This is a genomic window from Pseudomonas sp. P116, from assembly GCF_020149425.1.
In the GTDB taxonomy this organism is placed as follows: Bacteria; Pseudomonadota; Gammaproteobacteria; order Pseudomonadales; family Pseudomonadaceae; genus Aquipseudomonas; species Aquipseudomonas anatoliensis.
On sequence record NZ_JACVHB010000002.1, the window covers coordinates 274,436 to 290,099 of the forward strand.

Consider the following 15,664-nt stretch of genomic DNA (forward strand, 5'->3'; position numbering starts at 1 on the left):
CGGATCGGCTAATCTGCCGGGTACAACAAAATACCCGCAGGTGAACGCAGTGAGGCAGACCACCGAGGCATTCCGCAGCCGCTATCGCGCGGCGATTCATCCGCTCTACAACCCGTGGCTGCACGGCGCCTTCGTGCTGTTGTTCGGGGTGCTGGCCATTGGCGCGTTCTGGAGCAGCGTGCATCAGGTGAGCTGGCTGGAATGGCTGAGCGTGCCGCTGACCCTGCTGTTTTTCAACTTTGGCGTGTACATGGTCCATCGCCATCTCGGCCATCACAAAAAAACCTTCGCCAAAATGTTCTACGCCCGGCATGCGGGCGACCATCACAGCTTCTTCACGCCCGGCCATATGACTTACGACAGCGCTCGCGACTGGCGGGTGATTCTGTTTCCGGCGTGGCTGATCGTTATTCATACGCTGGTGATTACGCTGCCGCTGTGGTGGCTGTTCGCGCAGTTCAACGCCAACGTCGCCGGGCTGTTCGCTGGCAGCATGGTGCTGGGTTATCTGACCTATGAGGTGTTTCATGCCGCCGAGCACCTGCCACCGCACAACCCGCTGACGCGGCTGCCGTGGATCCGTCAGATGCGCCGTTTGCACGAGCTGCATCACCGCCGCGAGCGCATGCAAGAGCGCAATTTCAATATTGTTCTGCCGCTGATGGACTACCTGTTCGGCACCCTTTACTGGGAGCCGCAAGCCACCCCTTTGAGCTATTCGAGAATGCCCATGACCCGCATGCAGCACCAGATCGATATCGCTGGCGAACCGATTGCCGTACTCGCCTACGCAGCCAGCGTCGGCCGCTGGCCCGAGTGGCATCCGTCATCGCTGAAGATCGACGGCCCATCCGGTCCACTGCATGCAGGTGCGCGTTTTGAAGAAGACATTCATGCCGGCGGCCGCGCAGGTCATCTGAGCTGGGCGGTCACCGAATACCTGCCCGGGCGACGCTGGTGCGCGCGGGCCCTGGGTGATCACGGGTTGTCGCTGGAGTTGACTTACGAATGCTGCGCCGAAGGTGACGGCACGCGGTTTGTGCGCACGCTGGATTATCGTTTCGGCGGTTTGGGCATGCGTATCGCCAATCGATTGCTGCTCAAGCGGCGCATTGACCGTGAGTCCGCCGCATCCATGCTCGCGCTGCGTGACATGGCTGCGCAGTATCTGGCTTCAGCGAGGGCCAGCGCATGAGGTGGCGGCAGGTTTTGTTGCTGCTGATTGTCGTCGTCATCGCGTTTCTGCTGCTGATGCCTACCAAGGTCGAGCCGGTCGCTTGGACACCGCAGGCGGCGCCCTCGTTGAGCGAGGGGATTTACGCCGATAACCAGCGCCTCAGAGGTGCGGTGCAGGTCGGCCCCAGTGACATCGAAGGGCCGGAAGCGCTGCTGCTAGAAGGGGAATTCCTGATCACCGGTCTGCATGACGGCCGGCTGATCCGCAGCAGTCTGGATGGCAAGGAACGCAAAGTACTCGCCGACACCGGTGGCCGGCCGCTGGGGCTTGCGCGGCATCCCAACGGGCTGCTGGTGATCGCCGACGGGATCAAGGGTTTGTTGTCTCTCGATGCACAGGGCCAGGTGACGGCCTTGACCAAAGAGGCCAATGGTGTGGCCTTCGGTTTCACTGATGACGTGGCGATCGACAAATCCGGGCATTACGCCTACTTCAGCGACGCCTCCAGCCGTTGGGGCTACGGCCATGATGGCGAGGCGATCATTGAGCACGGCGGTGACGGACGTTTGCTGCGCTATGACTTCCAGACCGGCAAGACCAGCATCCTGCTCGATAAATTGCAGTTCGCCAACGGCGTGACCCTCGGCCCGGATGACGCTTATGTGCTGGTCAATGAAACCGGCGCCTACCGCATCAGCCGCTTCTGGCTGAAGGGCCCCCAGGCGGGCACCCATGACCTGTTTATCGACAACTTGCCGGGGTTGCCGGACAACCTGTCATTCAATGGCCGCGACCGGTTCTGGGTTGCGCTGTATGCCCCGCGCAATGCCTTGCTCGATGGCACGGCCGGGCATCCATTCGTGCGCAAGATGATTGTGCGGGCGTTGAGCGTGTTGCCCAAACCCGTGGAGAAGCGCGGGTTTGTGTTGGGTCTGGATTTGCAGGGCAAGGTGATTGCCAATCTGCAGGATGCGAGCGAGGGCAATTATTCGCCGATCACCACGGTGCGTGAGTATGGGGACTGGTTGTATTTCGGGTCTTTGAAGGCCATGCATATGGCGCGGTTGCCGTTGGCTGATGCGCTGAAGTGAGTCTGTCGGTTTTGTGTTGAATTGACAGACGCCATCGCTGGCAAGCCAGCTCCCACAAGTATTGGGTCGTGCACATAATCTGTGAACTACATGAACCCCTGTGGAAGCTGGCTTGCCAGCGATAGCGGTCTGTCAGTTGGAAGACTTGTCGAACTTGTCGGGGTCTTCGTCTTCAGGAAGATCCTCAACAGGCTCATCCGGATTGGCCGTGGTATGCGCCGGGCTGTTCGGCTCGGGATGCGTCGGCACCGGGTCGAATGCGCCCTGCTCTTCACTCGGGAATTTTGGATCGCTCATGGGGCACCTCGCATGGAGTCGATGAATTCGGACTCTGAACATTCGAGGTGCCGGTAGGGGCTGTCGTTCCCGTCAATCCGCAACCGTAGGTCGGCGGACAATTAGAGGATCAGGACGGTGCCTGCAAATGGCTGACGATCTCGTCCTTGACCTTCAGACGCTTCTCTTTGAGTTTTTTCAATGCGTCGTCGCTGGGAGCGTCCGAAGTGGCCGTTTCGGCCTTGACCACGTCGGCATCAGCCTGGGAATACTTGTTGATCAGTGAATCCAGTCGCGGATCCTGGGTGCGTTTTTGCTGGATCTCTTCCTTCGTGCAGCTCAAGTCCTGAAACAGGTCATGGGGAACCGGCATGGAACACCTCCGTGAGTTGATCGGTGACCAACGCGACCGATTGCGCTGGCCAGTCATCAGAATGGCCTCGGTCGGGGCGTTCTGTCGACTCCCTGTCAGACCAGCGGTGGCCGTTCGTCGCCCTGTCGCAAATGCGATAAAACCTTTCGTCGGTGCACTCGCTCCATTGAATAACGCTCACAAAAACCTGCGTGGAGATACATCAAATGGACGGATTCAACCTGCGTCACATTGCTCTGGCCGTTGCCCTGAGTGCCAGCATGGGCAGCGCTTTCGCTGCTACCGACAATGACTTCGTCGACAATGCCGCTGCCGGTGGCATCGCCGAAATCGAAACCAGTCGCCTGGCGCTGGAAAAAAGCCAATCGGCCGATATCAAGAAATTCGCCGAAATGATGATCACCGATCACAGCAAGGCCAATGACGAACTGGCGACGATTGCCAAGGCTCACGATATCGAGGTGCCGGACACCACCACGCTGGTCAAACAGGCCAAAGAGAAAATCCTTGAAGTACGTGACGAATCTTTCGATGCCGCCTACGCCAACAACCAGGTGAAGGCTCACGAAGACACCATTGAGCTGTTCAAGAAACAAGCCAATACCGTGACGGATGACAAGGTCAAGGGTGCAACTGAACTGAAAGCCTTTGCCCAGAAAATGCTGCCAGGACTGGAAAAACACCTGGCCGCGGCGAAAGAGCTGCAGGCCAAACACCCAAGCAAGTAAGTATCGGGCAGTCAAAAAGAGGCCGCATCCAATGGATGCGGCCTCGTCGTTTTCAACCTCGATCAACCCCCATCAGTATCAATATCCGCATCCGTCTCCTCACCCGGCTTCGCCCGGTCCGGCTCAGGTTCGAAACCGGGGCTGAACTCGTTGTCGTTATCGGTGTTCTGGTTCTTCTGATCCACTGCCGGGTCAGCACTTTGCGTCTGGCCTGTATCGCCCTGCTGCTGCGCAGGCTGCGTCGGCGCCGATTGCCCCGGTACTTGCGGGTCGATCGCCGGGTCATTGCGATTGATCGCTTCCCCGGATTGATTGTGCTGCTGTGTCGATTGCTCGTTCATAAGCACCTCATTAGTCATCGCCAGCGCGACTGAAACCAGTCGAGCCTTGCAGATTCGAAGCCGCCATCGCGCCAACGTTCAAAACATCGCGCCTTGCAACCATGGCGACTAGAGTTACTCGGGCCTTTCTTGAGGCAAATCAAAAATATCCTCGCCAGACTGCACAACTATTTGAAACGGCAACGGTCACTGACTTCGCGCCGATCAATTTGATGAAATCGGCCCCTCATTCGTTACGGAGCAACAGGCACATGGCAGCACTGCAGAACAGCACACTCGACGCGATGAAAAACAAACAGGCGCAACTGCTGGGCGAATGGATCAAAGGACTGGAAGCGAGCGGCGCCACGCGCAATCTGAAGGACCACGACCTGCAGCAGCAAACCAGCGAATTCCTGCAACTGGTGGTCAAGGGCCTTGAGAACGACAACGGCACCAACGTCAATGCGCAGGGTTGGGAAGCCACCCGCCAGTTCCTCGAAAAACTGTCCCACAGTCGCGCCTTGCTCGGCCAGGACTCGCAACAAACCGCGAGTTTCATCTTCGCCCTGAAAGGCCCGTTATTCACGCTGCTGCAGGCGCACTACAAAGACCAGCCGGCGCTGCTCGCCGAGCAGCTCTGGGAAATTTCCGAACTGTTCGACGCCTTCGGCCTGCACACCATTCGCACCTTCCAGAAATCCCGCGAAGCGGTGATCAAGCGTCAGCAGGAAGAACTGCTGGAACTCTCCACACCCGTGGTCAAGTTGTGGGACGGCGTGCTGGCGCTGCCAATGATCGGCACCCTCGATTCGCAGCGCACACAGGTGGTGATGGAATCGTTGCTGCAACGCATCGTCGATACCGGTTCGGAAATTGCAATTATCGACATTACTGGCGTGCCAACCGTCGATACCCTGGTCGCTCAGCACCTGCTGAAAACCGTTACCGCGATCCGCTTGATGGGCGCTGATTGCATTATCAGTGGCGTGCGTCCACAGATCGCGCAGACCATCGTGCACCTGGGGCTCGACCTGCAAGGCGTGGTCACCAAGGCCAATCTGGCCGATGCGTTGAAACTGGCCCTGACGCGCTTGGGCATCAGCCTCAGCAAAACGGTCTGAACTCATGGAAAGAATTCCGATTCTTCAAATGGGCGAGTTCCTGCTGGTGACCATTCAGGTCGACATGCATGACCAACTCGCCCTGACCCTGCAGGACGACCTCTCCGAACGTATCAGCAAAACGTCGGCGCGCGGGGTGTTGATCGACATCTCGGCGCTGGACATGGTCGATTCGTTCATTGGCCGAATGATCAGTACGATCTCCGGTCTGTCGAGAATCATGGACGCCGAAACCATGCTCGTCGGCATGCAGCCAGCGGTCGCGATTACGCTGGTTGAACTCGGCCTGACCCTGCCCGGCGTCAGCACGGCGCTCAACGTTGAGCGCGGGATGAAGCTGCTGCGGGAACGAGTACATCAGCAATGACGGTACGAAGCAGCGGTACTCAACCGATCAACATCGAGCAGGATGTGGTGCTCGCCCGCCAGACCGCACGCAAACTGGCCACAGAGTGCGGCATGCGTCTGATCGACCTGACCAAAATGGTCACGGCCGTCAGCGAACTGGCGCGCAACACCATGGTTTACGGCGGTGGCGGAGACATGGACTGGCAGATTCTCGATGAGGATCACAAGGTCGGTCTGCGTCTGACCTTTCGTGACGAAGGGCCGGGCATTGCCGACATCAAACTGGCGATGACCGACGGCTGGACCTCTGGCAGCGGCATGGGCCTGGGTTTGACCGGCGCCAAGCGGCTGGTCGAAGAGTTCGAACTGGACACCGAGCCCGGCAAGGGCACCCGCATAACGATTACGCGATGGACATGAACATCAACGGGTCACTGACCCAAGTCTTACTGATCGAAGACAGCAGCCAGATCGGCTATGCAAGGCGCACCGCGCAACGCCTCGCCGAACAACATGGTTTTGGCGAAAGCGATGCCGGGCGCGTGGCACTGGTGGTCACGGAGTTGTCGAGCAATCTGCTCAAGCATGCCGGCCGTGGCGAGCTGCACTTGCGCGTGCTGCCACGTCAGGGCGATGCGGGGATCGAACTGCTGGCGGTGGATCGGGCCAAGGGTTTTGATCTGGAGGCGTGCATGGCCGACGGGTTTTCCACCGGCGGCACCCAAGGCATCGGCCTTGGCGCGGTGTCACGCCAGGCCGATGTGTTTGACGTGTATGCCGACCATCGCGGCGCCGTGTTACTCGCGCGGTTGTACCCGCGCAACACCCGCAAGCCGGACCTGCCTTACGGCGTCAGTCAGCACTCGCTGCATGACGACCCGGCCTGCGGCGATGTCTGGCATCTGGCGTATCGCGGTGCAGACATCAGCGCGCTGATCGTTGACGGCCTCGGCCACGGCGAAGACGCCGAAATTGCCGGCCGGGCCGGCGAGCAAGCGTTCGCCCGGGCGCCATTCAGTGCGCCAACGATGCTGATGGAAGACCTGCACCGCGACATGATCGGCACCCGCGGCGGCGCGGTGGCGTTCGCACAGTTTGACGCCGATCGCGCCAGTCTCAGTTTCACCGGGGTGGGTAATATCGGCGCCAGTCTGCTTACCGCCGACAAATCCCGCGGACTGGCTTCGCACCCTGGCATCGTTGGCGTCCAGTACCGGAAAGCCCAGCCCTTTGACTATGCTCACGTGAACGGACATCTTTTGATCATGTACAGCGACGGTTTGCAGTCCCGTTGGAATCTTCAAGACTACCCCGGCCTGGTGCACCGCCATCCCGCCGTGATAGCCGCCATTTTGCATCGCGATTTCTGCCGCGGTCGGGATGACGTAACGGTACTGGTCGTTGCCCTGGAGGCCGCCCATGGCTGAGTCGCCAATCCCGAGCGATGCCGATCAGGCCGCGCTCATCGCGCAATTGCAGAGCGAAACGGCGGCGCTGCGCGCAGAACTCGATGAAACCAATCAGGGCGTACTGGCGCTGTACGCCGAGCTCGACATTCAAGCTGAAGAACTGCGTCAGGCTTCAGACCTCAAAAGCCGTTTCCTGTCGTACATGAGCCATGAGTTCCGCACCCCGCTGGGTTCGATCCTGAGCATCAACAGCCTGCTCGCCGACGAGCTGGACGGGCCGCTGAGCCCCGAGCAGCACAAACAGGTCGCCTTCGTCAGCACTGCCGCCCGCGAACTCAGCGACATGGTCGACGACTTGCTCGATCTGGCGAAAATCGAGGCCGGTCGAATCTCTATTTCCCCGGCGTGGTTCGACATGTTCGATCTGTTTTCCGCCCTACGCGGGATGTTTCGGCCGATCGTCGACGCAACAGCGGTCGATCTGATCTTTGAAGAACCCAGCGGCCTGCCGCGCCTGTACACCGATGACAAGAAGCTTGGGCAGATCCTGCGCAACTTCATTTCCAACTCGCTGAAGTTCACCACCCGCGGCGAAGTTCGAGTTTCGGCACGGCTCGAAGGCACGGATAAAGTGCGTTTTGCCGTCAGTGACACGGGTATTGGTATCGCAGCGGAGCTGCATGGTGCATTGTTCGAGGACTTTTCCCAGGTCGACTCGCCGTTGCAGAAACGCTTGCGCGGCACCGGACTGGGGCTTTCCTTGTGTAAACGCTTCGCGGCCCTGTTGGGTGGAGAGGTCGGAATGGACAGCGCACCGGGCGTCGGTTCGACCTTTTACGTGATTATTCCGTTGGCGATCGCTTTGGAGAACGTCGATGAACCGTGATATCCGCCTGTTGATCGTCGATGACAACGTCGCCACCCGCTATGCCTTGCGCAAACGCCTGGAGCGCCACGGCTATGACGTGCTGGAGGCTGGCACCGGCACCGATGGCCTGGCGCTGATCGAGAGCGAAGCCATCGATGCGCTGATTCTCGACGTCAACCTGCCGGACATGAGCGGCTTCGATATCGTGCGCATCCTGCGCGCCGATACCCGCACCGCCCTGCTGCCGGTGATCCACGTCTCGGCGGCATCGATCCAGACCGGCGACATTATCACTGGTCTCAATGCCGGTGCCGATGCTTACCTGATTCACCCGGTAGACCCGGACGTGCTGCTTGCAACTTTGCGCACGCTACTGCGGGTGCGTGAAACGGAAAATGCTCTGCGCGAGAGCGAGGCGCGGTTTCGCGAGATTTTCGTCAATGTGTCCGCGCCCATTGCGGTGCTGGATGCAAACCTCAAAGTGCATGAGTGCAACCACGCGTTCAATCAGTTGATTCTGGATAACCGCGATCCGCAGGCCCTGAGCGAATGCTTCGCTGACGACCAAGACGCGATTCTCGATGAACTGCGCCTGCGCCTGGTCGATGGCGAGCGCTGGAAAGGCACGCTGAACATGCGCGTGCAGGGCGAGATTCGCGAAACCGAATGGCAGATTTCGCCGTACCGCACGCCCGAGCTGAGCCTGGTATTTGTCGAAGACGTCACCGAACACCGCCACCGCGAACGCACGCATCTGGCGCGCCTGGATGACACGACAACGCAACTGGCACGCGCCGAATCGCAGTTGCTGCAAGTGCAGAAAATGGATGCGCTGGGCAAGCTCACCGGCGGCATTGCCCACGACTTCAACAACCTGCTGACCGGCATCATCACCAGCCTTGAGCTGATCCAGAAGCGCATCGCTGACAATCGTCCGGAAAAGGTCAAGTTGTATGCCGAAGCGGCGCTGAACTCCGCGATGAGCGCCGCCTCGCTCACCCATCGTTTGCTGGCGTTCGCCCGTCAGCAACCGCTCGATACCCGGCCCGTAGATATCAACGAGCACGTGCGGTCGCTGGAAGAATTGCTGGTGCGCACCATCGGTGAACGGATTGCCCTGAAGCTGGAGCTGACCAACAAACCGGCAATTGCACTGGTCGATCCGAGCCAGCTGGAAAGCGCGATGCTCAATCTGGTGATCAACGCCCGCGATGCGCTGCCCAAGGGTGGCAACATCTGGGTCAACACCTACGCGGCCTATTCCCACGGCGACCCGAATCTGGCCGATGGCGCTTACGTAGCGTTGTCGGTGCGCGATGACGGCACCGGGATCGAGCACCACGTGATCGACAAGGTCTTCGACCCGTTTTTCACCACCAAACCCTTGGGCCAGGGCACCGGACTGGGCCTGTCGACGATTTATGGTTTTGCCCGGCAATCGGGCGGTGATGCGCACATTCGCAGTGTCGCCCGACGGGGCACAGAAGTGACCATCATGTTACCGGCCACCAGCAACCCGGTCGGCGTTGAGGTTTCACCAGAGGTGGTAGATGCACAGGGCACTGGCGAGCATGTGTTGATTGTCGAGGACATGGCCTCGGTGCGGATGTTCGTCACAGAGGTGCTGGAAGATGCCGGTTATCGCTGCACTCAGGCCGCCGATATCGAGACGGCGCTGGAGCGCTTACAGAACGACCCATCGATCAACCTGTTGCTGAGCGATGTCGGCTTGCCGCGCATGAGCGGGCGTGAACTGGCAGATGTTGCGCGAGGCTGGCGGGAAGGATTGCCGATCCTGTTCATGACCGGCTACGCCGAAACCGCGATCAACCGTCAGGTGTTTCTCGGCGAAGGGATGGACATGCTGGTCAAACCGTTTCAGATCAGCGAATTGCTGGACAAGGTTCGCCGCACCCTCGACGGCGCCTGAACCACCGCTATCGCTGGCAAGCCAGCTCCCACAGGGTTTGGGGGGAACTCGAAACCCGAGTACAACCACAAAACCTGTGGGAGCTGGCTTGCCAGCGATTATGCCTGCCGGAGCGCCGTGGTTATCGGCTCAGGGCGCGGGCCAGAAACGGTGCGGTCCGGCTCTTTTTACTGGCCGCAACTTTCTGCGGCGTGCCCGCCACGACAATCTTGCCGCCCTCATCCCCTGCCCCCGGGCCGATGTCGATCACCCAGTCGCTCTGCGCGACCACGCGCATTTCATGCTCGACCACGATGACCGTGTGCCCTGCTGTCACTAGCGTATCCAGTTGCTCCAACAGCCGGTCGACATCCCGCGGGTGCAGGCCGGTGGTCGGTTCATCCAGCACATACAACGTCGCGCCGCGCTGATTGCGCTGCAACTCGGTAGCCAGTTTGATCCGCTGCGCCTCACCGCCCGACAGCTCCGTCGCCGGTTGACCCAGTCGCAAATAACCAAGGCCGATATCGCGCAGAACCTCCAGCGAACGCCGAATCCCCGGCTGCCCGACAAAAACTTCAACCGCCTCATCGACCGTCAACTGCAGCACCTGCGCGATGCTCAAGCCCTCCCACAAAACCGCCAGCGTCTGTGGGTTGTAGCGCGCGCCATGACAGGTCGGGCACGGCGCATACACGCTGGGCATAAACAGCAACTCAACGCTGACAAACCCCTCGCCTTCGCACGTCGCGCAACGGCCCTTGGCAACGTTGAAGGAAAACTGCCCGGCGTCATAGCCCGCCGTTCGCGCCTGGGGAGTGGCGGCAAACAGCTTGCGCACGTTGTCGAACAGCCCGGTATAAGTCGCCAGATTGGAGCGTGGCGTACGGCCGATGGGTTTCTGATCGACCTGCACCAGGCGCTTGATCGACTCCAGCCCGGCCGTGATCTGGCCGCTGCTGACTTGCGGCGCGTCGTCCTCAAGGCTCAGCTCTTCAGCCTCAGCCTCAGCGCTTGGCCGTCCCAGTTGTGCACCGACCAGTTCCAGCAACGCCTGACTGACCAGACTCGACTTGCCGGAACCGGAGACACCGGTCACCGACGTGAAACAGCCCAAAGGAAACTCGGCGCTGAGGTTGTTGAGGTTATTGCGGGTGATGCCCTCCAGCTTTAGCCACGCCGTCGGCTTGCGCGCGGCACGCGTCTGGCGTGGCGCTTCGGCGAACAGATAAGCCCGGGTCTGCGATTGTTCGATGTCAGCCAGCCCCGCAGGTGGGCCGCTGTACAACACCTGACCGCCCTTCTCACCCGCCGCCGGCCCGACGTCGATCAACCAGTCGGCACGGCGCATGGTTTCCAGATCATGCTCAACCACAAACAGCGTGTTGCCATCGGCCTTCAAGCGCTGCAAGGCTTCGAACAACGCCTCACCATCGGCCGGATGCAAACCGGCGGAGGGCTCATCAAGCACGTAGATCACGCCAAACAACTGCGAGCCCAATTGCGTCGCCAGTCGCAGGCGCTGCAACTCTCCGGACGACAAGGTCGGCGTGCTGCGTTCCAGAGCCAGATAGCCCAGCCCCAGTTCGGTCAACGTGGTGACCCGTTCCAGCAGATCCTCGGCAATGCGCTGCGCCGCCAGGCGTTTTTCCAGTGACAGGTTCGGTGTATGGCGCACATCTGGCGCGCTGGCGTGACCACTGGCCCCCTTTGCGACGCGTTGTTGACGGGCCTCGCGGGTTTGCGCGTGACTGAGGGTTTCGCCGGTTTCCTCGGCGTGTTCGAGGTAACTGGCGGCCGCCACCGGTTTTAGAACTTCGGCGACTTGCAGCAGCGGCATCTGTGACAACTCGCCGATGTCGTACCCGGCAAACGTCACCGCCAACGCCTCGCGCTTCAGCCGTTTGCCATCGCACAACGGGCAAGGACTGCCGAGCATGAACCGCGCCACGCGCTTTTTCATCAGCGCACTTTGCGAGTGGGTGAAGGTGTGCAGGATGTAGCGGCGGGCGCCGGTGAAGGTGCCTTGATAACTCGGTTCCATCTTGCGTTTGAGGGCGACACGGGTCTCTTCCGGGGTCAGCCCGGCGTACACCGGCACGGTCGGGGTTTCTTCGGTGAAGAGAATCCAGTCGCGCTGCTTTTTCGGCAATTTGCGCCACGGGATGTCGACGTCGATGCCCATCGTCACGAGGATGTCGCGCAGGTTCTGCCCCTGCCATGCCAGCGGCCAGGACGCCACGGCACGCTGGCGGATGGTCAGGCTTGGGTCAGGCACCATCAATTGTTCGGTGACTTCATAGACCCGCCCCAGGCCATGACAATCAGGGCAGGCGCCCTGCGGCGTGTTCGGCGAAAAGTCTTCGGCGTACAGCATCGCCTGCCCCGGCGGGTAACTGCCGGCGCGGGAATAGAGCATGCGGATCAGGCTCGACAACGTAGTGACACTGCCCACCGAGGAACGCGTGCTCGGCGTACCCCGCTGCTGTTGCAGGGCCACGGCGGGCGGCAGGCCTTCGATGGAATCGACATCCGGCACCCCGACCTGATCAATCAGCCGCCGCGCGTAGGGCGCGACCGATTCGAAGTAGCGGCGCTGGGCCTCGGCATACAAGGTGGAAAAAGCCAGGGACGACTTGCCCGACCCGGACACGCCGGTGAACACCACCAATGCATCGCGGGGGATGTCGATGTCGACGTTCTTCAGGTTGTGCTCACGGGCGCCACGCACGCGGACCATGCCGGCGGGTGCTTTGGAGGTGCGTTTGGAAGTCATTGGCGGGCCTTGTTCAGGAGTCTGGATTATCTGTCGATAGTTATGCAGACCCTGTGGTGAGGGGATTTATCCCCGTTCGGCGGCGCAGCCGTCGTAAAAACTGAGTGTGCGATGTGGCTGGAGAAATGCTGGGGAGTGCTTCGCACTCCAACGGGGATAAATCCCCTCGCCACAGATAAATCCCCTCAACCACAGATAAATCACCTCACCACAGGTGGTCTTCCTCGCCATAAAGAGAGAGGTGAAGTGGGGTCAAGCGCCGAGCACCGAACGAATCATCTGCAACATCGACTCCGGGCTATAGGGTTTACCGAGCAAATGTGTGTCGGGGCTCAACTGGTGGTTGCGCGAGATGATGTCGCGGGTATGGCCGGAGGTGAACAGCACCGCCACCGGTGGCGTCTGCACCTTGGCCCAGGCGAACAGGTCGGAGCTTTTTATAAGCCCGGGCATGACCACGTCGGTGAAGATCAGGTCGACTTCAACGCCGTCCAGCAGCATTTGCATTGCCGCATCGCCATTGCCGGCAGTCAGCACGCGATAACCCTCTTCGCGCAGCAGTTCCACAGCCGAGGCGCGCACCGCGTCGTTGTCCTCGACCACCAGAACGGTCTCGTGACCGCCGCCCAGCGGTTCATCGGTCGCCGGTGATTCTTCGCGAATCGGCCGCAGACTGCGCGGGAAGTACAGCTGCACGCGCGTACCCTCGCCCAGCGTGCTGTCGATCTCGACATGCCCGCCGCTCTGTTTGACGAAACCGAACACCATGCTCAAGCCGAGCCCGGTGCCCTGGCCATCGGCCTTGGTGGTGAAGAAAGGTTCGAATACCTGCTCCAGTATCTGCGCGGGAATCCCGACGCCGGAATCGCAGACCGTCACCCGCACGAATTCGCCGGGGACGATGCCTTTGCCGGCGCAAAACGTGCTGTCCAGAAACGTATTGAAAGCGCTCAGCACAATCGTGCCCTCGCCTTTCATGGCATCGCGAGCGTTGATCGCCAGGTTGAGGATGGCGTTTTCCAGTTGATTGCGGTCGACGTTGATGTGCCACGGTTCTTGCGGCAATTGCACATCGATGTGAATGGTTTCGCCCAGCGCCCGTTGCAGCAACTCGCCGACGCCTTCGAAGATCTGCTGCGGATTGCACACGGCCGGCGACAGCGGTTGACGCCGGGCAAACGCGAGCAGTTGCGAAGACAGCTTGGCCCCGCGCTCGACCGCCGCCAGCGAAGCGCTGACGCGCCGCTGCACGTTGGCGTTATCCGGCTCATGCCGCGCCAGCAGGTGCAGGTTGCCGGCAATTACCTGCAACAGGTTATTGAAGTCATGGGCCACGCCACCGGTAAGCCCGCCAATGGACTCGAGCTTTTGCGATTGGCGCAATTGTTCTTCGGCAGTGAGCCGCGCTTCGACTTCATCGGCCACGCGCTGTTCGAGGTTACGGGTGAACTTGAGCAGAGACTCTTCGGCGCTCTTGCGCTCATGGATGTCGATCAACACCCCGGGGAAACGCAGTGCTTCGCCGCGTTCGTCGAATTCGCAACCGCCGCTGGCCAGCACCCAAAGGTAACTGCCATCGCTGCGCAGTACGCGGTATTCGACGTTGTACGCCGCGCCGGTCTTTACACAATGGTCGATATTTTCCTGAACCCAGGCACGGTCATCGGGGTGAATTCGCGATTGCACAAAGTGTTGTGCCAGGTTGCTCAGATCATGTTCCGGCGGGTAAGAAAACGTGCGCGCAAAACGCTCATCCGCCGACAACACATTGTTCTTCACATCCCAGACAAACGAGCCGAGCAAAGCCCCGGCGTTGAGCGCCAGGCGCACGCGCTCGTTGTCGGCCCGGAAGGCTTCCTCGGCGGCTTGACGCAATTGCTCGGAACGCACGAGTTCGGTGGTTTCCACCACCATTGCCATCACCCCGGACGGACGCCCTTCGTCATTGGCCACGGGGCTGTAATACAGATCCATCCAGACGTTTTCAGGAACCCCGTCGCGCAACAACACCAGCTCTTTGTTGCGAAACGACAAAGTGCCACCCGCCAGGCAAGTGTCGACCACATGCCGATTGAACTCGGCGACCTCCGGCCAACCCAATTCCACCGGCGCACCGAGCAAGTAGGGATGGCGGCCACCGGCAAATTCCGAATAAGCATCGTTGTAGATCATGTAACCGGCGCGGCCCCAGAGCATGACCATCGGCAACGGCGAGGCGAGCATCAACTGCACGGCACAGCACAGACTGGCGGGCCAGGTATCGAGCGGACCCAGTTCGGTATGGCTCCAGTCGAACGCGCAGATGCGTCCGGCCATTTCGCCTTTCCAGCCTTCACAACCGTGGCTATCGGATAAAAACTGCATCGAGTGACTCGGTGTCCTGTGTGTTTGCCCGAATGATCGCGAAGCCAAATCGCTGCGATCGCCCGTCTGTTTCGAGCATCGTCTGACTCATTGGTTTCATTAGAGGTATAGCCGATTTCAAGGCCGGCTCAGGATTAAACGCCGATCAGGTGTTTGAGCGGATGGTAGCCAGTTTTCATCTTCGCGGCGACGTCGAGAATCGCCTTCTCGATGCCGTTGAGGTGTGTGCAGGTCAACTCGATGGCAGCGCTCTGATCGCCGGCCTCGATGTATTCGATCAGGCGCAGGTGCTCGTTGTCGCGGCAGGCCTCATGGCTGTCGTCGTCCAGCGCGGCAATGTACAGCGAGGCGCGGGAAATCAGCTTCTGGAACCAGTCGAGCAGCACCGGGTTGTTGAGGCTGCGCGCGAGTTTGATGTGGAACTCGCCGAGCAAGTGAATCAGCCGCGGATGGTCCCCGGCCGCGTGGGCCTCTTCCTCCAGCAGCAGGTGTTCACGCAGCTCTTGCATCGCTGCGGTGTCCTTGCGGCGGCACAGTTCAGTGACGATGCCGATCTCGATCAAGCGCCGGGTTTCAAACAGCGAACGGATTTCTTCATTGCTCGGCAACGACACCGACGCACCTTTATTGGGCTCGGTCGTCACCAGTCCGTCGGCCTCCAATTGCTTGAGCGCGGCGCGAACCGACGTGCGGCTGACATTAAATAACTCCGCCAGCGAGGCTTCGCCCAGTTTCATCCCCGGACGCAGCGAGCGCTTGCTGATCGCCTCGTAAACCCCTTGGTAGACGCGGTCGACCGTGGTTTCCGGTTTTTTCTCGGTCATTCGAAAGCTCCTTCAGTGCTGGCAACGCAGCAGTGGCGCATGAACTGTCGCGCAGAATATCGCCTTCGGCCTGAAGA

The 15,664-nt window shown here is 60.3% G+C and carries 15 protein-coding genes; 9 read left to right on the forward strand and 6 right to left on the reverse strand.

The genetic code is table 11. The features are described from left to right. Window positions 1-49: 49 nt before the first annotated feature. On the forward strand, window positions 50-1,195 hold the full coding sequence (locus tag ICA15_RS07540) for a sterol desaturase/SRPBCC family protein (protein WP_210552876.1): 1,146 nt from the start codon (window positions 50-52) through the stop codon (window positions 1,193-1,195). After that, window positions 1,192-2,268 (forward strand): SMP-30/gluconolactonase/LRE family protein, encoded by a 1,077-nt coding sequence (locus ICA15_RS07545; RefSeq protein ID WP_150615440.1) that lies wholly within the window; start codon window positions 1,192-1,194, stop codon window positions 2,266-2,268. The genes ICA15_RS07540 and ICA15_RS07545 overlap by 4 nt, the downstream gene beginning before the upstream one ends. Before the next feature lie 132 nt (window positions 2,269-2,400). On the opposite strand, the gene ICA15_RS07550 is transcribed toward ICA15_RS07545, so the two are convergent. Both ICA15_RS07550 and ICA15_RS07555 read right to left on the reverse strand, forming a co-directional pair. Then, window positions 2,401-2,565, reverse strand: a complete 165-nt coding sequence (locus ICA15_RS07550) for a hypothetical protein (protein WP_181818482.1) — start codon at window positions 2,563-2,565, stop codon at window positions 2,401-2,403. Between the two features lie 109 nt (window positions 2,566-2,674). Then, entirely contained in the window at window positions 2,675-2,917 is a 243-nt protein-coding gene (locus ICA15_RS07555; RefSeq protein ID WP_042559423.1) for a DUF465 domain-containing protein, read from the reverse strand. A gap of 206 nt (window positions 2,918-3,123) precedes the next feature. Between ICA15_RS07555 and ICA15_RS07560 the strand changes: the two genes are divergently transcribed. Further along, window positions 3,124-3,645 (forward strand): DUF4142 domain-containing protein, encoded by a 522-nt coding sequence (locus ICA15_RS07560; RefSeq protein WP_150602479.1) that lies wholly within the window; start codon window positions 3,124-3,126, stop codon window positions 3,643-3,645. Window positions 3,646-3,707: 62 nt separating this feature from the next. Here the strand turns inward: ICA15_RS07560 and ICA15_RS07565 are convergent, their stop codons facing one another. Further along, window positions 3,708-3,986: a hypothetical protein gene (locus tag ICA15_RS07565; protein ID WP_150602480.1), complete on the reverse strand. Its 279-nt coding sequence runs from the start codon at window positions 3,984-3,986 to the stop codon at window positions 3,708-3,710. Between the two features lie 251 nt (window positions 3,987-4,237). On the opposite strand from ICA15_RS07565, the gene ICA15_RS07570 reads away from it, so the two are divergent. Genes ICA15_RS07570 through ICA15_RS07595 form a run of 6 tightly spaced genes read left to right on the forward strand, consistent with a single transcriptional unit; the run spans window position 4,238 to window position 9,644 of the window. Next, on the forward strand, window positions 4,238-5,089 hold the full coding sequence (locus tag ICA15_RS07570) for an STAS domain-containing protein (protein ID WP_150602481.1): 852 nt from the start codon (window positions 4,238-4,240) through the stop codon (window positions 5,087-5,089). Window positions 5,090-5,093: 4 nt separating this feature from the next. After that, a complete protein-coding gene (locus tag ICA15_RS07575) occupies window positions 5,094-5,456 on the forward strand; it encodes an STAS domain-containing protein (RefSeq protein WP_150602482.1) in 363 nt (120 codons plus the stop codon). Further along, window positions 5,453-5,857, forward strand: a complete 405-nt coding sequence (locus tag ICA15_RS07580) for an anti-sigma regulatory factor (protein ID WP_064587766.1) — start codon at window positions 5,453-5,455, stop codon at window positions 5,855-5,857. The genes ICA15_RS07575 and ICA15_RS07580 overlap by 4 nt, the downstream gene beginning before the upstream one ends. Continuing rightward, a complete protein-coding gene (locus tag ICA15_RS07585) occupies window positions 5,854-6,864 on the forward strand; it encodes an ATP-binding protein (RefSeq protein WP_210553194.1) in 1,011 nt (336 codons plus the stop codon). The genes ICA15_RS07580 and ICA15_RS07585 overlap by 4 nt, the downstream gene beginning before the upstream one ends. Continuing rightward, window positions 6,857-7,732, forward strand: coding sequence for a sensor histidine kinase (locus tag ICA15_RS07590; protein ID WP_210552877.1), 876 nt, complete (start codon window positions 6,857-6,859; stop codon window positions 7,730-7,732). Before ICA15_RS07585 ends, ICA15_RS07590 begins: the two co-directional genes overlap by 8 nt. Continuing rightward, a complete protein-coding gene (locus ICA15_RS07595) occupies window positions 7,722-9,644 on the forward strand; it encodes a response regulator (protein ID WP_150615436.1) in 1,923 nt (640 codons plus the stop codon). The genes ICA15_RS07590 and ICA15_RS07595 overlap by 11 nt, the downstream gene beginning before the upstream one ends. A 121-nt stretch (window positions 9,645-9,765) precedes the next feature. On the opposite strand, the gene ICA15_RS07600 is transcribed toward ICA15_RS07595, so the two are convergent. The 3 genes from ICA15_RS07600 to ICA15_RS07610 form a co-directional block, all read right to left on the reverse strand. After that, window positions 9,766-12,399: an excinuclease ABC subunit UvrA gene (locus ICA15_RS07600; RefSeq protein ID WP_210552878.1), complete on the reverse strand. Its 2,634-nt coding sequence runs from the start codon at window positions 12,397-12,399 to the stop codon at window positions 9,766-9,768. Between the two features lie 252 nt (window positions 12,400-12,651). After that, window positions 12,652-14,763: a PAS domain-containing sensor histidine kinase gene (locus ICA15_RS07605; RefSeq protein ID WP_210552879.1), complete on the reverse strand. Its 2,112-nt coding sequence runs from the start codon at window positions 14,761-14,763 to the stop codon at window positions 12,652-12,654. 134 nt (window positions 14,764-14,897) lie between these two features. Next, entirely contained in the window at window positions 14,898-15,587 is a 690-nt protein-coding gene (locus ICA15_RS07610; protein ID WP_042559433.1) for a GntR family transcriptional regulator, read from the reverse strand. Window positions 15,588-15,664 lie beyond the last annotated feature (77 nt).